The sequence below is a fragment of the Brevibacillus panacihumi genome (genome assembly GCF_003710985.1).
Classification (GTDB): domain Bacteria; phylum Bacillota; class Bacilli; order Brevibacillales; family Brevibacillaceae; genus Brevibacillus; species Brevibacillus panacihumi.
Window position 1 is genome coordinate 76738 of sequence record NZ_RHHT01000007.1, and the last position, 19027, is coordinate 95764.

The following is a 19027-nucleotide window of genomic DNA, read 5'->3' on the forward strand; positions in this document are numbered from 1 at the left end:
ATATCTATACGGAAACACCATATTTCATCGGTATAGTGAGAAAGCGAGAATAAAACTGTGCAACAATGAAGGAGCGAGAACCGTATGCGTGTCATTTCGGTGCGAGAGCTGAATCTCTTTTACGGTAAGCAACAGGCTCTCCATGACATCAACCTGGATGTCGACTCCCATGCCATCACTGCCTTGATCGGTCCGTCTGGATGTGGGAAATCAACATTTTTACGGACTTTGAATCGAATGAACGACTCGATTGCCCATACAAAAATTACCGGCTCGGTAAAAGTTTTTGACGAGGACATCTACAGTCCGCAAGTGGATGTAGAAGGCCTGCGCAAAAGGATCGGAATGGTGTTTCAGCATCCGAATCCGTTTCCCAAGAGCATTTATGACAATATCACCTACGGCCCCAAGCTGCATGGCATGACTGATCGCGACAAGCTGGACGAGATCGTGGAGAACAGCCTGAAGGCAGCAGCGCTTTGGGAGGAAGTGAAGGATGTTCTGAAAAAGCCGGCGACAGGCCTTTCCGGCGGACAGCAGCAGCGGCTTTGCATTGCTCGCGCCTTGGCAGTCCAGCCGCAAATCCTCCTCATGGACGAGCCGACATCCGCACTCGACCCGATCTCTACTGCGAAAATCGAGGAGCTGCTTGAGACCTTGAAAGCTACGTATACGATCGTGATCGTCACGCACAATATGCAGCAAGCAGCCCGCATCTCGGATAAGACGGCGTTTTTCCTCAATGGCGTGCTGGTTGAGGTAGATGAGACGTCGACCATTTTTCAAAATCCTGCGGACAAGCGAACCGAAGACTATATTACTGGACGTTTTGGATAAATCCAAAGAGGGGGCTATACAAAAAGACCCTAAAAAAGCAAAGTGTTATAACCAAGCCGCTCGGTCTGTAAAAGGATCGGGCGGCTTCTTTGCAGTTGAAGGATCATTCTTCCTTTTTATGCAAGTATAGGACTCCCGGCACGCGGAGAAAATAGGCGCATCGCACCATAAAAGGAGGATGTTTCCATGTGGCATGGCTGGCCGATTGAACGCGTGCTGATCCTGTTTGCAGGGCTTGCTTTTGTCTTGCTTGCTGTTCAGGTCACCTTATTTCATTCCAGACAAAATTTTCGGCACTGGGCGATGTGGATTCCCGTCATAGAGCTGCCTTTGTTTGCGGTTACGGCGATTGTTTTGTCTTTTTATAACGCAGGATGGCTGCGCTGGGTATTTACCGTATGGATGGTGTTGGGGTTGTTTGGGGGCGTATACGGCGCTTATCTCCATACGGCTGGCATCGGACAGCGTGTAGGCGGGTATGGGGAGAGCCAGAATTTTCTCGTCGGTCCCCCGATTATCCTTCCGTTGTTCATGACGGCACTCTCGGGGCTGGGGCTTATCGCCCTGTTTTGGGGGTGACAGGACATGAGCAAACACAGCCGCTATCCCGGTTACGATGTATGGGAGGAGCATCCGCATTGGGATGACCACACGAAAAAGATCGTAGGTTCCCGGCGGACACCACAGGTATCGTATTCGTTTTTCTCCCAGGGCGAAGCGTTGCTGATGCAGACCGTTGTCAGTGTTTTGGTGAACGACCATCGCCTGGAGGTGCTCACCTATGTGACTCAGCATCTGGATGAATCATTGGCTAGCCCGATCGGGGAGGCGCAGCGCAAGGTAGGTGTGCTTCCGAAAAAGCAATTGTACAGGAAGGGCTTGGCCGGGGTGGATGCGGAGAGCCATGCCCGGTATGGAGTCGATTACGTCGTCTTGAAAAAAGAGGAGCAGCAGGCAGTGCTGCAGGCACTCGCAGAGGGGGAGACGAAAGCGGCAGATGCCTGGTCTGAGGTGGATTCCGTTACCTTTTTCAAGCGTGTCCTACGCGAAGCTGTCGATGCTTATTACTCCCATCCCTTGGTTTGGTCGGATATTGGATATGGCGGTCCTGCCTATCCGCGCGGGTACGTGCGCGTGGAAAAAGGACTGACGGATCCCTGGGAGGCGAAAGCGAGTGAAACATGAAGGCGGAGTAACCCATCACAGTGTTCATTATGCAGGGCATCGTTCCAATGACATGAATCAGCGAAAGTACGCAGACGAGGTGGATGTATGCATCGTCGGCGCCGGTGCGGCAGGGGGCGTGCTTGCGTATGACTTGGCGAAAGCAGGCCTGAAGGTCGTCGTAATCGAGGCGGGGCCATTCTGGGACCCGCAGCATGACTTTGCCAGCGATGAGTTGTCCATGCGCAAGCTGGGCTGGCAAGAGACCCGTCTGGTAGATGGGCAGGATCCCTTGCGATTGGGTCACAATAACTCGGGGCGAGGCGTGGGAGGAGGCACCGTTCACTTCACCGGCGTTTTCCTGCGTTTTCACGAGAGTGACTTTATGACCCGGACGCTGGATGGCGTCGGGGAGGATTGGCCGATCCGCTATCAGGATTTGGCTCCCTATTATGACCGGATTGAGCGGGAAATTGCCGTCTCCGGCCCGGACCACTTTCCTTGGGGGGCTTTTCATGGCCCGTACCCGTACCCAGTACGGGAGCCGATCAGCGCAAATGCCCAGCTGTTTCGCGAAGCATGCGCTAAATTGGGAATGGAGAGCGTCGTCGCTCCCTTGGCAATCCTGTCCGGACCTTTTGACGGTCGTCCGCCCTGCATCAACCGCGGCTTCTGCAACCAGGGTTGCATGCCCAACGCCAAATACAGCGGGCTGATCCATCACATCCCGAAAGCGATCCAGGAAGGTGCCGAGGTGCTCTCTGACTGCATGGTCACCGAGATTTTGTCCGAAGGCAACAGGGTGACCGGGGTCGTTTTTTCACACGATGGACAGACATATCGGCAGCGCGCACGCGTCGTAATTCTCGCAGGATTTGTCGTGGAAACGCCGCGATTGCTCCTCCATTCCGCTACCCCGCATTTTCCCGATGGTCTTGCCAACTCCAGCGGTTGGGTAGGGAAGGCGATCATGCCTCACTCCAGCCATGATGTCTATGGAAGATTGCCGGAAGAGGTTCGTTTGTACAAAGGCACCCCGGTGCTTTCTTTGTCTCAGCATTTTTATGAGACGGACCCGGACCGCGGCTTTGCCAGAGGATATACGCTGATTGCACACGGATCACGGCCAGTGGCGATGGCAGGCGCGATTGCAGCCGATCGGGAAGACGGATCCTTTTTGTGGGGGCAAAAGCTCCGCGAGACGATGCTGGATTACAACCTGTATGCGCGGATCACCCTGGTCGGAGAGGTTTTGCCCCATCCGGACAACGCGGTGACACTGAGCGGATTGAAGGATGAATACGGTATGCCTGTGCCCAAAGTGACCTTCAGCTACCAGGAGAATGACAAAAAATTGTACAAGCATGCCATCGGACAAATGAATCGGCTGATCGAGGCGATGGGAGGAGTTCCGGAGCATGTCGTGTCGGACACGGCTCACCTGATGGGGGGCTGTCGCATGGGATCGGATCCGCAGACCTCTGTCGTGAACGAGTACGGACAGTCGCATGATATACCAAATCTTTTCATTGCAGGAGCTTCCACGTTCGTCACTTCCGGCGGTGCAAACCCGACAAATACAGTAATGGCGCTGGCTGCGCGCACTGCCGACAAGCTGATTGAGGCGATGAAGCGAAGGGATGTATGACTTGCAAAAAGGAAGTTTTCGTGAACCCATCTTCCCCAACTTATATGGCGTATAGTATACTGATGTTCAGAATTATGTTACGCGAGGCAAAGGTGGGTTCATATGGAAACGGATTTCATGCAGGTATTGCTTTTGGCGGAGATATACAAGCTGCTTGGCGACAAGACTCGCTTGACGATCATGGCTCTCTTGCAAGTACAGTCACTCTGTGTCCGTGATCTTGTGGAGATTCTGCAGACGTCCCAGCCATCTGTCTCCCAGCACCTGGCTAAGTTAAAGACACATGGATTGGTAAAGGAACGGCGGAAAGGACCTTGGGTGTACTACTCCGTCAACTCCGAGTGCTCTCCTCAAGTAAAACAAATTTTATCGAATTTGCCCGATATGTCGACGGTCGTCAAACCAAACTCAGCCGAAAGGGCTCCGTCTTTCGGCTGAGTCAGGAGCGTTGGATTACAGATCCAGCGCTTTTTTTATTTGTTCTTTGTCAAAGCCGTGGATGACGATTTGTTCGCCATCTTCTTTTTCGATCAGGGTTACCGGCGTCATGCTTGCTCCGATGTTGATCGCCTCTTGGAAGTAGCTTTCGTTCTTGCGGATGTCTCGGTCTTCAAACGGGATGTTCTGCTGGGTCAACCACATTTTTTCCTCTTGGCAAGGACCGCAGGTGGTTTGCGTGTAGACAATGACTTTCGTGGACATGTTTATTCTCCTTTCAGATGTCAGCCATCAGAGGTATTGTATTCGGTCTTTTCCCGTAAAATCCTCTGGTATTCCCACATTAGGATGCCCCCTGCACTAACTCTCCCTTCGTGAAGTCGGTCCCAATAAATGGCGGCATACGAAGCTCGGCGCAAGTGCAAATTATATGCAGTGACGTCGAGGAGGTGAATCGAGACAATGGCTAAGCAAAACAAACAAGCGATCAAACAGGCTGCTGCGCAGCAACAAGCTCAGAACGCTGCTGCTACTGAATTTGCAAGTGAAACCAATGTGTCGGAAGTTCGTCGTCAAAACCAGCAATCTGCTGCGAAGTCTGCACAACAATCCGGACAGCCTACTGAATAGTGATGGAAGTGACAAGCCCCCGTCTTTGCGGGGGTTTTTTATGTTTCGCTTGTCAATGCTGAATGAGGATGATACGTTGACAGCATAGCTGGAGAGACAGGAGCGTTGCAATCATGATCGTGGGAATCGGACTGGATTTGGTCGAAATCGAGCGGATCGCCAAATGGCTTGAGCGGCAGCCCCATGCAGTTGACCGTTTTTTGACTGAGAAAGAGAAAGACCTGTATGCGAGCAAATCCTTGCATCGGCAAGCGGAGTTCGCAGCGGGCCGTTTTGCTGCCAAAGAAGCGGGAGCGAAAGCCTTGGGGACAGGGATCGGTGCGACGGTAGGCTTTTTGGATATGGAGGTTTTGCCGGACAAGCTGGGAAAACCAGAGCTCCATATCTCAGCAGGTGTGTTTGAAAAGCTTGGGCTGGATCATAGCCGCATCCGTGTACATATCAGCATTTCCCATAGCCAGACATATGCGATGGCACAGGTAATTGTAGAAAGTCAGTAAACTTGTCTGCATAACGGGACGAGGATGGACATAGATTTATATCGCGTAGATCAGGAGGGACTACCTGCTCTGGTGACAGAGAAAGTCTTTTGCCGATTGATGCGATATCGCGTCCGCCAAGGCCGGATATAAACAGACACGATGTTCGCCTTCGTCGAGAAAGGACTGACAGATTTCCCAGGAAATAGACAGGGGTGCCCTTCTTTGTCGAAAAATTTGACAAGGAGGAATTCATTCAATGAAACGAGCAGCTTTTCCACTGGTGTTATTGATGATCTTCACTCTGCTGCTCGGCGGCTGCTTTGGTCAAAAGACACCAGAAGATGTGGTGGGTGACTTGAGTGGTACGCTGGACAAGATGGAAGGCTACAAGTCACAAGCGGTATTGACCATGGAAACCGGTACCACCCCGATGGAGTATGATGTACAGGTTTGGTACGAAAAACCGACCAATTATCGAGTGGCCCTCACTTCCAAGCAGCGCGGCATTACCCAGATCATCCTGCGAAATGACGAAGGAGTTTTCGTCCTCACGCCACATCTGAAAAAAAGCTTCCGATTCCAGAGCGGCTGGCCGGAAAACAATGGCCCACTTTATCTGTATGAGACCTTGGCCCGCAGCATCATAGATGATTCGGAGCGTCAAATGAAGATGGATGACAAGCAGTATGTATTTGAAGTAAAGGCAAATTACAGCGGCAATCGATCGCTGACCAAGCAAAAAATCTGGTTGACAGAAGATTTCAAACCGACACAAGCGGAAATCATGGATTCCAGCATGAACCCGCTGGTGAAGATTAATTTTACAGAGTTCGTCTTCAATCCGACGTTTGAAAAGAACGCATTCGACAAAGACCACAACATGAACACGACCTCCTTGCCGTCCGTTCCTACGATGGGCAAGGCTACAGGCGAAGGAGTGCAGGAACAGCCTTCCAGCCAATTCGGCGTAATTGTTCCGACTTATATGCCAGAAGGCGTACAGCAAGGCGACATCGAGCCGGTGACGCGCGATGGGGAACGCGTGGTCGTCCTGAAATACAAGGGAGCCTACAACTACAATTTGCACGAATCCCGTCCGACTGCTGCCAGTGTTTCCTATGAGCAGGGCATGCCGGTGAACCTCGGCTTTACCATTGGCGTCTTGGCCCAGACAGGCGAAAATCAAAGACAACTGACCTGGGAACTGGATGGGGTGGAGTTTACGCTGACTGGAGACCTGCCGGAGGAAGAAATGGTGAATGTGGCACAATCCACCTATGGAGTAGGCGGAAAATAATGAGGGAGAGGGGACGGTCCAGCGCCGTCCTTTTTCGTTTTTCCCACAACGGTTCCGTATGATTCCCTCCAGATTTCCATCTTTCTCAAACGTGAATCTAAGAATCGTCCACTACACTAAGACTTGTACCGAAGAGGTGCGAGACTGGAATGGAAAGGATGATGGCAACATGTTGAGCAAAGCGAAAATGGGATTGCTGTTTGGATCGATGGCTACGGTGCTGAGTCTGGGAGTGCTGGGGAGCGCGTATGCAGCTGACGCGGACCAAGCAAAAACCAACTATACAGTGGAAGGAAAACAAAACTTTGGCAAGGTGAAAATGGGAGGACATGCGGGCTTTTTCGACGGTGCAGCGTTGAAAGATAACAAAGCTCTGCTTGAACTTCTCGGACTGGAGGCCGAAGAGCTGAAAGAAGCTCAAAAAGCTGGCAAGTCGCTGGCTGAGATCGCTGAAGCGCAAGGCGTCGACAAGCAGGATGTCATTGATCTGCTGGTCCAAGAACAGGCAAATCGGGTTGAGGAAGCTGTGAAAGCGGGGAAACTGACACAAGAGCAAGCAGACAAACTGAGCGAAAATGCGGTTGAGCGCATAACCAAACAGGTTGAGAGCGTGAAGCCAGCAGGTGACATGGGATGGGGCAGAGGTTTTGGCGGCCTGGGACAAAGCGAAGCGCTGCTAAAGCTCCTCGGACTGGAAGCCGAAGAGCTGAAAGAAGCCCAAAAAGCCGGCAAGTCGCTGGCTGAGATCGCTGAAGCGCAAGGCGTCGACAAGCAGGATGTAATTGATCTTCTGGTCCAAGAACAGGCAAATCGGGTTGCGGAAGCTGTCAAAGCGGGGAAACTGACACAAGAGCAAGCAGACAAACTGAGCGAAAATGCCCGCGAACGGGTTGAAGAACAGGTATCAAACCCGCATCCAGGCAAAGCAAGAGGAATGGGCAAAGGATTCTTCGGTTTTGGGCAAAACGAGGATTTGCTGGCTTTGCTCAAACTGGACGCTGCCCAACTGCAGGAGGCGCTGAAGGCAGGCAAGTCGCTGGCTGAAGTGGCGAAAGAGCAGGGTGTAGACCAAGAAGAGGTCATTGCGCTGCTGCAAAAAGCGCATGAGGATCTGCTGGCCAAGGCTGTGGAGGAAGGCAAACTGACACAGGAGCAAGCAGACCAGCAATTGGACAAGGCAAAAGAACAGGCTGCCAAAATGGTAGAAGGGACTTTCAAGAAGGTCCGTTCGTCTGAGGCGGCAAAGGAATAACCATACATGTATCAACAGGAGATCCCTGATCGGTTTCTGGCCGAAGGGGATCTTTTTGTTCAACATTCCCTTCATTGACACCAGACAGGGAAAAGCGATACATTCAAGATAACTTATTTGATGAGGTGGCATGCGTTTCATGAAAAAACCGATGTCAGATGTATTGTATCAAGAGGAATCATCCTACAAGGACATGCTTCTGCGAAAAAGCATGAAAATGCGAATCATGGAAACAGTGGCATTTGTCTTTGGAATGATGATTCTGGCACAGTTTTTTCCCAGCGATGCGACGGAGTTCAAGGTGCTCGCTTTTGCGATCGCGATTGCCGTAGTAGGGTTATCGCCGTTCTTGTACAAAGCCATCCTGCGTCCCATGTACAAACTGACAAAAACACATCTGATCATCTCGCTGTCCGGTCAGGAAAAGAGTTATCCGCTGAACGAGGTGGAACCGATTTACGAAGGACGCCATGTCTATCGCTTGAGTGGCAAAAGGGAGTCCTTGATGGTTTCCCGGCAGTTTCTGTCCCACTTGAACGAGCGACTGTTTTACTACCAAAAAGGAAATAAGAAGAGGAGATAAGGATGAAACCGTTTTGTCGTGACACCTGGGTTGAAGTAGATTTGGATGCCATTCGCGCCAATGTCGAGACGTTCCGCCGGCATATTCCCGAGAAGACGGAGATCATGGCAGTGGTCAAAGCGGATGGTTACGGTCACGGAGCTGTACAAGTAGGCAAGGAAGCGCTGGACGCCGGGGCTGATTCACTGGCGGTCGCGATGCTTGACGAGGCCATCGTCCTGCGGGATGCGGGGATCGCAGCGCCGATTCTGGTACTGGGATATACTCCGCCTGAATCTGTACAGATCGCCAGCAAACGGCAAGTCGAGCTGACCGCCTACAGCGAAGCATGGATACAGGAAGCAGACAGGCTTCTGCGGCAAGACCAGCTTGAGCCTGTCGGCATACATGTCAAAGCGGATACAGGGATGGGCCGTCTGGGAGTGCGTACAGCAGATGAACTGCTGGGGGTAGTCGGGGCGCTGGAAGAGAGCGAAAAGCTCCGCTGGTCTGGCCTGTTTACCCATTTTGCCTGCGCGGATGAGCCTGACGATACCCATGTGCGACGACAGCACGAGAAGTTTCAAGCCTTTTTGCAAGCCCTGCTGACTTCGGGCAGAAAACTGCCTAAAGTTCATTGCTGCAATACGGCTGCCGCCATTGCCCATCCGGAATGGGGGTATGATACGATTCGTTTGGGCATAGGTTTATACGGACTATATCCTTCTCCGTACATGAAAGAGCGCGCGGATGTCTCACTGGTTCCCGCCCTTTCGCTGAAAACGAGAATTGCCCATGTCAAAGTGGCGGATGAACCCATCACTGTAAGCTATGGCGCCACGTACACGACAGAACCGAATGAGCAGGTGGCGACGCTGCCGATCGGCTACGCGGACGGCTATTCCAGGCTGCTGTCCAATCGCGGCGCGGTGCTGTTCGAGGGTTCGCGTGCTCCGATCATCGGCCGGGTCTGCATGGATCAGTCGATGGTGCGGATCGAGAGCGGCGTGGCTAAGGTCGGGGACGAGGTGGTCTTGTACGGCAAGCAGGGAGAAGAAGAGATTTCTTTGGATGAAGTGGCCGCGCTGATCGGTACGATCAATTACGAGGTGCCCTGCATGTTGAACTACCGGATTCCCAAGGTATACATGCGCCAAGGGAAGGAATGCGGAGTCTTTCATCCCCTTTTCAAATAGCAGCACCTATTTGGCATATGGGAAAAACTGTCTGTCCGAACACAGCAGGATTTTATGTGCATAACGCGAATTATAGCTAAGCGCAAACAATGCGCGGCGCAATATTTGCGACACCCAGATAAGCAGCAGGTATATTTTTGCAATGGTTTCGACATAATGGTATTGTTCATACTGGCGCCAGTCAGTATCTAACAAGCATAACGGATGGAAGTTACGGTCATGGTTGGAGGTGGATTTGTCTTGTCGAAGTCTAACACGAAACGCATCATGATCAGTTTGCCACATCACTTGCTCCAGGAAGTGGATGGCGTGATTGAAAAGGAAAAATCCAATCGCAGCGAGTTTATTCGCCAGGCGATGCACCTTTATCTGAAGGAGCGCAAAAAACGCACAATCCGTGAAACGATGCAAAAAGGGTATATGGAGATGGCGAAGATCAATCTAAAAATGGCATCGGAGGCATTTGGCGCTGAAGAAGAGGCTGACCATACTCTTGTCCGCTTAGTTAGCGGGGTGTGACCAGTGATTGTCAAACGTGGCGATGTGTTTTTCGCGGACCTGTCACCGGTCGTTGGCTCTGAGCAAGGAGGCGTGCGGCCTGTTTTAGTCATTCAGAACGACATTGGAAATCGATTCAGTCCGACGGTCATCGTCGCCGCCATCACGGCGCAGATTCAAAAGGCAAAATTGCCGACGCATGTAGAGATTGACGCAAAATTATATGGATTTGATCGTGACTCCGTCATTCTGTTGGAACAAATTCGAACCATTGACAAACAACGACTGACCGACAAGATTACCCATCTTGATGATGAGATGATGGATCGAGTCAATGAATCCCTGCAAATCAGTCTGGGACTCATTGATTTTTAAGGATAAATCAGTCGCGCGTGTAGAAAAACCACTTGGATGCGTGCGGATCGAGTGGTTTTTTGGCGTGCCTTTCAAATGCTCAGCATATCAGAAAGAGATCATTTCCTCATTGGGGGAGGAAAATTCCCCGTCTGTAGCGAATCTGTCTGATAGTGAATATTAGACAAAAAGTGACATGATTTGCTAATCATTCCGCGAATCAGAAAAGAAATCGGGAAGAAGCGGAAGGGGTTCGTGGTTGTGGCAGCGTCTAATCCTGAAACAATCCGTATTGAGAGAGAGAACGATATTGTAACCGCCAGACACATCGGACGAAATATGTCAAAAGAGCTGGGATTTGGCGCGATCATGCAATCGCGTATCGCTACATCCATTTCGGAACTGGCACGCAACATCTTCTTGTACGCAGGATCAGGCACCATCACGATTGCGATCGTTGAGCGAGAAGGAAAAAAGGGCTTGCAAATCACAGCGATCGATGAAGGGCCGGGCATTCCTGACATCAGAAAAGCTTTGGAAGACGGCTATACCACATCGGGCGCACTTGGAGCCGGATTGCCAGGTGTGCGGCGAATGATGGACTGTTTTGATATAGAGAGCGCACCCGGAAAAGGGACTCGCGTAGACGTGGTCAAGTGGTTTGAGCAGTAGCGGGAGAGGTGGAACGCAGGTATGACCCGGAGGTTGGAAGCTGAATATGTTCAAATCCTCCGGGATTACTTGAACAGCCAAGAAGAAGACGAGCTGTACGGAGCGCAGAAACTGGGGAAGTGGCTGCTGCTCAAGGATATTTCCCCTGAGGAACTGGTAGATTTGCATAGCAGGGCTTTGGAGAGCGTCGAAGAAGTGCCGGAATTCGTCCGCGCATCCTTTCGCATGTTGACAGAAGTCATGATCGAATACGGGAATGCGCATCGTTCCCTGCAAAGCTGGAGAAACAAGCATGCGCAACTGCAGTCGGAAGTGGAAATCGCATCCGCCATGCAGCAAAGCCTGTTGCCCCAGAACATTCCGACGTACCCTGGCGTGGAGATTGGCGTCGTCAGCGTCGCAGCGAATGGGATGTCGGGCGATTATTATGATTTCATGCACTTCAGCAGAAATCGCTTCAGCCTGACAATTGGAGATATTACAGGAAAAGGCATTCCTGCTGCCATGTGCATGTCCATGCTGAAATACGCGGTCGACAGTTTGGGCGAAATCCAGCTTGGGCCGGATCAAATGCTTCGCCACCTCAATCGGGTCGTAGAGCGGAACATCGATCCCAGCATGTTTGTGACGATGCTGTTTGGCTGCTACGATACGAACCATCACTGCTTCCGCTATGCCGTAGCCGGACACGAACCAGGTTTTCTCTACCGAGCGCGGGAGGGGCAGTTTCACGATCTGGCGGGAAGCGGCATCGCGCTGGGAATTTCCGCTGACAGCACCTATATGGAGCATGAGGTTGCCCTGCAGACCGGGGACGTCTTGATTCTTTTGACAGATGGCGTGACGGAGAGTAAAAAAGGGCGCTCCTACCTGGTGCGTGAAGAATTGGTCGGCTTTTTGCAGAAAGAGGTGGACAAGCCGGCTCAACTCATGGCGGATGAGATCTACCGCAGGCTCATGATGCTTGCTCAGTTTGAGCAGAGGGACGATTACACGATGATTGTTCTGCGCAGAATCTGAGTACAGACAGGGAGGAATTTCAGATGGATCTGACTATCCAGACAATCAGCGAAGAGACGGAGCATCAGGTAATTCTGGGGGGAGAGATCGATGCCTACACCTGCCCGGAGGTAAAGGAGAGATTATTATCTCTGCTCGAGGCGGGAGCGACGAGGCTTACGGTCGATTTGAAAGCAGTCGAATATATGGACAGCACGGGGATTGGCATGTTTGTCGCCTTGATGAAGGCATGCAAGCGTTCCGGTTGTTCTCTTTTTGTGGAGAACCTGTCCGCTCGGGTGGAACGGTTGTTCCGCATCACAGGTTTCTATGACCTCATTGCCATTCGCAAAGGGGAGGAAGCGTAATGGCATCCAATCAACCTGCTGTTGACGTGATTTCACTAACCTTGCCGAATCGGGTGGAATATTTGGGGGTAGCCCGCTTGCTCGTGTCGGGGGTTGCCAATCGGATGGGCTTCACCTACGAGGAGATCGAGGATATCAAATTGGCGGTAGGGGAGGCGTGCACCAATGCAGTAGAGCACGCTTACGAATCCGAGGACGGCACCAACTCGCTTCACCTCGTCTGCCATGTATACGAGGATCGACTCTGGATCGAGGTGGCCGATCAGGGGAAGGGCTTCTCTGTAGAGGATGCAGAGCAGCAGAGGAAGGCACCCCTTTTAAACGGGATGGAAGAGGATGAGCTCGAAGAGGGGGGACTGGGCTTGTTCTTGATACAAGCTTTGATGGACGAGGTTGTTTTCCATACAGGTGCAGGCGTCTCGGTCTCCATGACGAAGTATCTACGGCGAGATGGGGTGGCTGGTGATGACCGGACAATCTCGAAAAATCAAATATAGCCGCGAGGAAGGGAAGGAGCTCCTGCTGCGGTATCAACAAACAGGAGATCCTGATTTGCAGGAACAGCTTGTCGAGATCTATACGCCGATGGTCGAGACACTCGCAAAAAAGTTCCTGCGCAGTCAAATCATGTACGAAGATCTGGTCCAGGTAGGCATGATTGGTTTGCTGTCCTCTTTCCGCCGTTATGATTCCTCCTTTGAAAGAAGCTTTGAGAGCTTCGCAATACCGACGATTGTAGGGGAAATCAAACGCTTCATCCGGGACAAGACCTGGAGTGTGCACGTGCCTCGAAGAGTAAAGGAGTTAAGTCCCAAGATCAAACGGGTGGTAGACGAGCTGACCGTCCAGATGCAATGCTCTCCACAGATCGCAGATATTGCCCGGTATCTGGGTGTGTCCGAGGAAGATGTGCTGGAAACCTTGGAGATGGGCCGCAGTTACCACGCCCTTTCTATGGACAGCGAGCTGGAGGCGGACAGCGAGGGGAATACCATTTCCCTTTTTGACCTGGTAGGGGAGCAGGAAGAGGGGTACGGTCGCGTCGAACGGCATTTGACGATTGATCATGCTCTTTATGTATTGGATCCCCGGGAAAGAGAAATCATTCAATTGACTTTTTACCAAAATCTCAGCCAGAAGCAAGCAGGGGATCTGCTAGGCATGTCGCAGATGCACGTCTCCCGGCTCCAGCGCAGGGCGTTAGGCAAGCTGCGGGAAGCCTTGAAATGGGATCAGACGCAGCCAATATCAGCGAGAACCAGGTAGGGTGTCAGCAGGCACCTTTTTTTGTTTTCCCCCCTTTTCTGGAGAGATGGGCAAGTATGGTACAATAACGAAAAGAGTGACAAAACGGTCTTGTTTGCAGGAGGAATGTATGGAGCTAACGTTGCTGATTCAGACAATTGCCCGGGATACGGGTGTCAAACCTCATCAGGCAGAGCGCACCATCGCTTTGCTGGACGAGGGCAATACGGTGCCGTTTATCGCACGTTACCGCAAAGAGATGACGGGCCAATTGGATGAAACGCAGATCCGGGCGATTGAAGAGCGGCTTCGCTATCTGCGCAATTTGTCTGTGCGCAAGGAAGAGGTCCTGCGGCTGATCGAGGAGCAGGGGAAACTGACGGATGAACTGAAGGCGGCGATCGAACGAGCGGTGAAGCTGCAGGAAGTGGAGGATCTGTACCGTCCCTACAAGCAAAAGCGCCGTACACGTGCGACGATGGCCAAGGAAAAGGGACTGGAGCCGCTTGCCCAGTATCTGTTGGCGCTGCCGAAGTCGGGCGAGCCGGAGCGGGAAGCGTCTCGCTATATCGATCCCGAGAAAGGTGTCCAGTCGGCAGAGGACGCGCTCCAAGGCGCAATGGACATCGTGGCTGAGCACATTGCTGACGACCCGGATATCAGGCAGTGGATTCGCAAGCAGACACTGCAAAAAGGCCAGCTGCTGTCTGAGCAGAAGGCAGAAGAGGCCGATGAGAAAAACGTCTATCAAATGTATTATTCCTATAGTGAACCGGTGAAAAAAGTGGTGCCGCATCGCGTCCTGGCGATCAACCGCGGTGAGAGCGAAGGCGTTTTAAAAGTGACGGTGGAAGCGCCGGTGGCGGATATTCTGGCATGGGTGGAGCGAAGAGTCATCCGGCAGGAGACAGTCGCCCGCGCTTTGCTGCAGCGTACGATCGAGGATGCATACAAACGGCTGATCGCCCCTTCCGTGGAGCGGGAAGTGCGCACAGAACTGACCGAGGCGGCAGAAGAGCAGGCGATTCACATATTTTCCGAAAATCTGCGCAATCTGCTGCTGCAGCCGCCTGTTAAGGGAAAAGTGGTCCTGGGAGTCGACCCGGCCTATCGTACGGGCTGCAAGCTGGCCGTCGTGGATGAGACAGGCAAGCTGTTGGAGGTGGCGGTCATCTACCCGACGCCGCCAGCGAACAAGGTGGCGGAAGCCTCTGCCAAGGTGAAGCAGCTCATCGCGGCTTACGGAGTGACGTTGATCGCGATTGGCAATGGAACCGCTTCACGCGAAACCGAGCAGTTCATCGCTTCTGTGCTCAAGGAATTGAAGCAGCCGATCCATTATCTGATCGTCAACGAAGCGGGGGCCTCTGTCTATTCAGCGTCCCAACTGGCGAAGGAGGAATTCCCTGATCTGGACGTGGCGGAGCGCAGTGCAGCCTCGATTGCGCGCCGATTGCAGGATCCGCTGGCAGAGCTGGTAAAAATCGACCCTAAATCTGTAGGCGTCGGTCAATATCAGCACGATGTCTCCCAATCCCGTCTGGAGGATAGCCTCCAATTCGTCGTAGAATCGGCGGTCAACCACGTCGGGGTGGATGTCAATACGGCTTCCGCATCGCTTCTCCAGTACGTCTCCGGCATCAGCCGCCAGGTAGCCGGAAACATCGTGAAAAAGCGGGAGGAAATCGGGAAATTCACGTCACGCACACAACTGAAGGAAGTACCGCGCCTGGGAGCCAAAACATATGAGCAGTGTATCGGCTTTTTGCGGATCGCGGATGGCAGCAATCCGTTGGACAAGACGCCGATTCACCCAGAGTCCTACGATGCTACGTACAAGCTGCTCGACATGCTGGGAATCGCGCCGCAGGAAATCGGCAGCGAGGCATGCCGGAATCGGCTGCAAGCCCTCGATATAGCCAAGACTGCCGAAAAGCTGGGCATCGGGGAGCCTACCTTGCAGGATATGGTGGAAAGCTTGCTGCGTCCTGGACGAGATCCGCGTGACGAGCTGCCTAAACCGCTGTTGCGCAGCGATGTCTTGCAGCTGTCTGACCTGAGTGCCGGGTTGAAGCTGCAAGGGACGGTGCGCAATGTCGTAGACTTTGGAGCCTTTGTCGACATCGGGTTGAAAAACGACGGGCTAGTTCACATCTCCCGGTTGAAAAAAGGCTTCGTCAAGCATCCGCTGGATGTCGTCACTGTCGGGGACATTGTGGATGTCTGGGTCGTGGAAATCGACGAGAAACGGCAGCGTGTGGGCCTGACGATGATCGCGCCGGATGAGGCAGGCAAATAAAAAAGGCGGCGTCCCGTCATTGCGGACGACCACCATGTTTTTCCCAGTATAAGAACCAACAGCTGTTCAGCAGGCGAATCTGGCGAATGTCCTTCCCGATGAAGGCACGTTGCAGCTGCCTGCGCATCCATTGTGGCATGAAGGTACCTCCTGGAGATATTCGTCTATTGGCAATGTATGCGCCGGACGAACAGGAGGTACCTATTATTTCGTAAAAGCGTAAATCCGACCTCGCCTGCAAAGGCACGGAACTCGACAAGGCGATGAGCAGGTATAAATACGATTCGGGCAGGCAACGTATGGCGGCCCGGTGTGGGAAGGCTGGGACGAGAGATGACCGATCAGGAACTGCAAAAATTGGTGGAGGAGATCTCCAGCCGCTTTTTCGGCGTGGCTTTTCGCCATCAGGCTCGCTTCAATGGACGGCTGCGTACCACAGGGGGACGTTATCTGCTGCGCACGCATGACATCGAGATCAATCCGCGGCATCTGCACGAGCATGGGGAAGAAGAACTGGTGGGGATCATCAAGCATGAGCTTTGTCATTACCACCTGCATCTTGCCAAGAGAGGCTATCGCCATGCGGATCGGGATTTTCAGCAATTGCTGCAGCAAGTCGGGGGGAGCAGGTATTGTCAGCAGGTGGGGAATGGCAGAACGCAGCTCCCGTATCGCTATGAGCTTCGCTGCCAATCCTGCGGCATGAGCTACAAGCGCAAAAGAAAGATGAATCCCACCCGCTATCGCTGCGGGCGCTGCAGCGGCAAACTGACTCTTCGCGAGCTGCAGCCTGCCAAGCCGAATTAGCGCAGCCCTGTGCTCTGGTTTCTTGCGTCTCTTTGGAAGGCAACGTTATAATGAACTGACTATGCAGCAAAGGAGAGCTGGAAGGTGGCACATGATGAATTTTCCTTGATCCGGCAATGGACGAGCCGTTCGAACGGACAAGAAGGTGACGGCCTGACTGTCGGGATCGGAGATGATGCTGCCGTTTTTAGCCCCACGCCAGAGATGGAAGTCGTGGCATGCTGTGATGCGATGGTAGAGACGGTCCATTTTTTAAGAGAGACCATGAAGCCGGCTGACATCGGCTACAAGGCGGTGATCAGCAACATTAGCGACATCGCTGCCATGGGCGGGATAGCCCGGTACGCCCTGGTCAGCATTGCGGTTTCGCCTAGTTATACAGATGAAGAGTACAGGCAAATATACGATGGCATCTACGAGGCATGCGAGCAGTATGGCGTTCGCGTGATTGGCGGAGATACGGTCTCTTCTCCTCGGTCCTTGCATCTGTCCGTCACCGTGCTGGGCGAGGTTGAAGCGGGGCGCGCGATTCGCCGTTCCCAGGCTAGGCCGGGGCAGCTTGTATTCGTGACCGGGCATGTCGGCAGTTCTGCTGCCGGACTGCACCTGCTGCTGGCGAAAAACGAGCCGGAAGCGAAGTGGCTGCCTCTAGTGGAGGCGCATCAACGTCCCGCTGCTCAAATTCAGGCTGGGCGACTGCTCCAGGCTTCAGGAGTGTGTGGAGCATTGAACGATGTCAGCGACGGGCTGGCATCCGAGCTGTGGGAGATCGCCGAGGCGAGCGACGTGACGATCCGCATCGCTGCAGAATCCATCCCGATTCGAGAGGAAGTTCTCGCCTATGCCCGGGTTTCTCGCAAGGAACCGCTGGACTGGGCTTTGTACGGTGGGGAAGACTATCAATTGGTTGGAACTGTATCAGAGGACGGTCTTGCCGCCCTCTCGCAGCAGTTTGCCGAAAAAGGCATTCCGTTTACGGTGATCGGCCGCGTGGAAGGAAATGGAAAAAATGTTCTGGTCACACGTGATGGCCAGCAGATGACGCTGAACAAGGCGGGTTTCAATCACTTTGTCCACGTGGAAGAGAAGAAAGGATGACGGCAATGGCGTACAAGTGGACGCTCGCAGGAGTAGAGCAGACCCAGAATTTTGCCGCACGGCTTGCTGATCTTTTGCAGCCTGCCGATCTGTTGGCGCTGGAGGGCGATCTGGGAGCGGGCAAAACAACGTTCACGCAAGGGCTGGCGCGAGGCTTGGGAGTGCGGAATGTGGTGAACAGTCCGACCTTTACGATCATAAAAGAGTATCAGGGGCGCTTGCCGTTGTATCATATGGACGTGTACCGGGTGGGCGGCGATGTCGATTCACTCGGCTTGGACGATTATTTCTTTGGAGAAGGCGTCTGCGTTGTGGAGTGGGCATCCTTGATCGAGGAAGTCTTGCCGCCGGACCGTTTGACGATTTTCCTGCGTGCGGTTGGCGACGGACAGCGGCTGGTCGAGCTGGTGCCGCGAGGAGATCGCTACGTGAGATTGTGTGAGGAGTTTGATTTTGATGCGCGTACTGGCGATTGATACATCCAATCTGGTCTTAAGTGTAGCCGTCGTGGAGGATGAACGCGTCCTGGCAGAGACGACGACCAATCAGCAGAAAAACCATTCCGTTCGCATGATGGATGCGATCAGCGAGCTTTTGGACGCCACCAATACCTCTCCGGAAGAATTGAGCGGCATCGGAGTCGCTATCGGACCCGGGTCGTATACTGGCGTGCGAATCGGGGTTGCTTCTGCGAAAAGCATCGCCTGGTCCTTGAACTTGCCAGTCGTAGGCGTCAGCAGTCTTCAGGCAGTCGCCATGAATGCGCTCGGCTTCGCGGATTTGATCGTGCCCTTGTTTGATGCCAGACGCGGGCAGGTCTACACGGGCTCCTATACCTCCAGAGGTCTGGATAGCCTAGACGTATTGGAAAAAGAGCGGATTATCCTTTTGCAAGAGTGGTTGCCGCTTATGCGCGATCGTGCTGGCGGGAGGTCGATTCTCTTCCTGGGCGAAGATGTGCGGATGCACCGGCAGACAATCGAGCAGGTCTTGGGGGAGCAGGCCCTTTTTGCCTCCCCGGCGTTCAACCATCCGCGGGCGGCGCATATTGGCTACCTGGCGATGCAAAGGCTGCAGGAGAGTGGAGATGCCCATGCGCTGGTACCGGAATATCTCCAGTTGGCAGAGGCAGAAGCGAAATGGCTGGCGCAAAAGCAGGAGGGTTCGGTAAAGGAGTGATC

At 53.1% G+C, this 19027-nt stretch carries 25 protein-coding genes; 23 read left to right on the forward strand and 2 right to left on the reverse strand.

The window, feature by feature from the left end:
• Positions 1-84 precede the first annotated feature (84 nt).
• The 5 genes from pstB (at position 85) to EDM58_RS05335 (ending at position 4087) form a co-directional block, all read left to right on the forward strand.
• Positions 85-837: a phosphate ABC transporter ATP-binding protein PstB gene (gene pstB, locus EDM58_RS05315; RefSeq protein ID WP_122912432.1), complete on the forward strand. Its 753-nt coding sequence runs from the start codon at positions 85-87 to the stop codon at positions 835-837.
• 186 nt (positions 838-1023) lie between these two features.
• Positions 1024-1416 (forward strand): hypothetical protein, encoded by a 393-nt coding sequence (locus tag EDM58_RS05320; RefSeq protein WP_122912433.1) that lies wholly within the window; start codon positions 1024-1026, stop codon positions 1414-1416.
• Between the two features lie 6 nt (positions 1417-1422).
• Positions 1423-2022, forward strand: a complete 600-nt coding sequence (locus EDM58_RS05325) for a gluconate 2-dehydrogenase subunit 3 family protein (protein WP_122912434.1) — start codon at positions 1423-1425, stop codon at positions 2020-2022.
• Positions 2023-2074: 52 nt separating this feature from the next.
• Positions 2075-3649, forward strand: a complete 1575-nt coding sequence (locus tag EDM58_RS05330) for a GMC family oxidoreductase (protein WP_122912471.1) — start codon at positions 2075-2077, stop codon at positions 3647-3649.
• A gap of 102 nt (positions 3650-3751) precedes the next feature.
• Positions 3752-4087 carry an ArsR/SmtB family transcription factor gene (locus EDM58_RS05335; protein ID WP_122912435.1) on the forward strand — a complete coding sequence of 112 codons (336 nt, stop codon included), beginning with the start codon at positions 3752-3754 and terminating at the stop codon, positions 4085-4087.
• 15 nt (positions 4088-4102) lie between these two features.
• Here the strand turns inward: EDM58_RS05335 and EDM58_RS05340 are convergent, their stop codons facing one another.
• On the reverse strand, positions 4103-4351 hold the full coding sequence (locus tag EDM58_RS05340; RefSeq protein WP_122912436.1) for a glutaredoxin family protein: 249 nt from the start codon (positions 4349-4351) through the stop codon (positions 4103-4105).
• A 198-nt stretch (positions 4352-4549) separates the two neighbouring features.
• Here EDM58_RS05340 and EDM58_RS05345 point away from each other — a divergent pair, with 198 nt between their 5' ends.
• The 14 genes from EDM58_RS05345 to EDM58_RS05410 all read left to right on the forward strand — a co-directional run bounded on the left by EDM58_RS05345 (position 4550) and on the right by EDM58_RS05410 (position 15941).
• Positions 4550-4717 (forward strand): gamma-type small acid-soluble spore protein, encoded by a 168-nt coding sequence (locus EDM58_RS05345; protein WP_122912437.1) that lies wholly within the window; start codon positions 4550-4552, stop codon positions 4715-4717.
• 113 nt (positions 4718-4830) lie between these two features.
• The gene (acpS, locus tag EDM58_RS05350; protein ID WP_122912438.1) at positions 4831-5217 is read left to right on the forward strand and encodes a holo-ACP synthase; all 387 of its coding nucleotides are present in this window, start codon (positions 4831-4833) and stop codon (positions 5215-5217) included.
• A 238-nt stretch (positions 5218-5455) separates the two neighbouring features.
• Positions 5456-6496, forward strand: a complete 1041-nt coding sequence (locus EDM58_RS05355) for an outer membrane lipoprotein-sorting protein (protein ID WP_122912439.1) — start codon at positions 5456-5458, stop codon at positions 6494-6496.
• Positions 6497-6665: 169 nt separating this feature from the next.
• Positions 6666-7748 (forward strand): hypothetical protein, encoded by a 1083-nt coding sequence (locus tag EDM58_RS05360; RefSeq protein ID WP_122912440.1) that lies wholly within the window; start codon positions 6666-6668, stop codon positions 7746-7748.
• A 139-nt stretch (positions 7749-7887) separates the two neighbouring features.
• Entirely contained in the window at positions 7888-8331 is a 444-nt protein-coding gene (locus EDM58_RS05365; RefSeq protein ID WP_122912441.1) for a hypothetical protein, read from the forward strand.
• 2 nt (positions 8332-8333) lie between these two features.
• Positions 8334-9506 carry an alanine racemase gene (gene alr, locus EDM58_RS05370; RefSeq protein WP_122912442.1) on the forward strand — a complete coding sequence of 391 codons (1173 nt, stop codon included), beginning with the start codon at positions 8334-8336 and terminating at the stop codon, positions 9504-9506.
• 219 nt (positions 9507-9725) lie between these two features.
• Entirely contained in the window at positions 9726-10025 is a 300-nt protein-coding gene (locus EDM58_RS05375) for a CopG family ribbon-helix-helix protein (protein WP_122912443.1), read from the forward strand.
• Positions 10026-10028: 3 nt separating this feature from the next.
• Positions 10029-10379 carry a type II toxin-antitoxin system PemK/MazF family toxin gene (locus EDM58_RS05380; RefSeq protein ID WP_023556675.1) on the forward strand — a complete coding sequence of 117 codons (351 nt, stop codon included), beginning with the start codon at positions 10029-10031 and terminating at the stop codon, positions 10377-10379.
• Positions 10380-10613: 234 nt separating this feature from the next.
• Positions 10614-11030: an anti-sigma regulatory factor gene (locus tag EDM58_RS05385; protein WP_122912472.1), complete on the forward strand. Its 417-nt coding sequence runs from the start codon at positions 10614-10616 to the stop codon at positions 11028-11030.
• A gap of 21 nt (positions 11031-11051) precedes the next feature.
• Positions 11052-12050 carry a PP2C family protein-serine/threonine phosphatase gene (locus EDM58_RS05390; RefSeq protein ID WP_122912444.1) on the forward strand — a complete coding sequence of 333 codons (999 nt, stop codon included), beginning with the start codon at positions 11052-11054 and terminating at the stop codon, positions 12048-12050.
• 23 nt (positions 12051-12073) lie between these two features.
• Positions 12074-12397, forward strand: coding sequence for an STAS domain-containing protein (locus EDM58_RS05395; RefSeq protein WP_122912445.1), 324 nt, complete (start codon positions 12074-12076; stop codon positions 12395-12397).
• Positions 12397-12894 (forward strand): anti-sigma B factor RsbW, encoded by a 498-nt coding sequence (rsbW, locus tag EDM58_RS05400; RefSeq protein ID WP_122912446.1) that lies wholly within the window; start codon positions 12397-12399, stop codon positions 12892-12894. The genes EDM58_RS05395 and rsbW overlap by 1 nt, the downstream gene beginning before the upstream one ends.
• Positions 12863-13663 (forward strand): RNA polymerase sigma factor SigB, encoded by an 801-nt coding sequence (gene sigB / locus EDM58_RS05405; RefSeq protein ID WP_122912447.1) that lies wholly within the window; start codon positions 12863-12865, stop codon positions 13661-13663. The genes rsbW and sigB overlap by 32 nt, the downstream gene beginning before the upstream one ends.
• A gap of 109 nt (positions 13664-13772) precedes the next feature.
• On the forward strand, positions 13773-15941 hold the full coding sequence (locus tag EDM58_RS05410; protein ID WP_122912448.1) for a Tex family protein: 2169 nt from the start codon (positions 13773-13775) through the stop codon (positions 15939-15941).
• Positions 15942-15957: 16 nt separating this feature from the next.
• Here the strand turns inward: EDM58_RS05410 and cmpA are convergent, their stop codons facing one another.
• Entirely contained in the window at positions 15958-16080 is a 123-nt protein-coding gene (gene cmpA / locus EDM58_RS05415; RefSeq protein ID WP_023556668.1) for a cortex morphogenetic protein CmpA, read from the reverse strand.
• A gap of 194 nt (positions 16081-16274) precedes the next feature.
• Here cmpA and EDM58_RS05420 point away from each other — a divergent pair, with 194 nt between their 5' ends.
• The 4 genes from EDM58_RS05420 to tsaB all read left to right on the forward strand — a co-directional run bounded on the left by EDM58_RS05420 (position 16275) and on the right by tsaB (position 19025).
• Positions 16275-16748: a SprT family protein gene (locus EDM58_RS05420; protein ID WP_122912449.1), complete on the forward strand. Its 474-nt coding sequence runs from the start codon at positions 16275-16277 to the stop codon at positions 16746-16748.
• 84 nt (positions 16749-16832) lie between these two features.
• The gene (gene thiL, locus EDM58_RS05425) at positions 16833-17846 is read left to right on the forward strand and encodes a thiamine-phosphate kinase (RefSeq protein ID WP_122912450.1); all 1014 of its coding nucleotides are present in this window, start codon (positions 16833-16835) and stop codon (positions 17844-17846) included.
• 5 nt (positions 17847-17851) lie between these two features.
• A complete protein-coding gene (tsaE, locus tag EDM58_RS05430; protein WP_122912473.1) occupies positions 17852-18322 on the forward strand; it encodes a tRNA (adenosine(37)-N6)-threonylcarbamoyltransferase complex ATPase subunit type 1 TsaE in 471 nt (156 codons plus the stop codon).
• On the forward strand, positions 18303-19025 hold the full coding sequence (gene tsaB, locus EDM58_RS05435) for a tRNA (adenosine(37)-N6)-threonylcarbamoyltransferase complex dimerization subunit type 1 TsaB (RefSeq protein ID WP_122912451.1): 723 nt from the start codon (positions 18303-18305) through the stop codon (positions 19023-19025). The genes tsaE and tsaB overlap by 20 nt, the downstream gene beginning before the upstream one ends.
• The last annotated feature ends 2 nt before the right edge of the window (positions 19026-19027 follow it).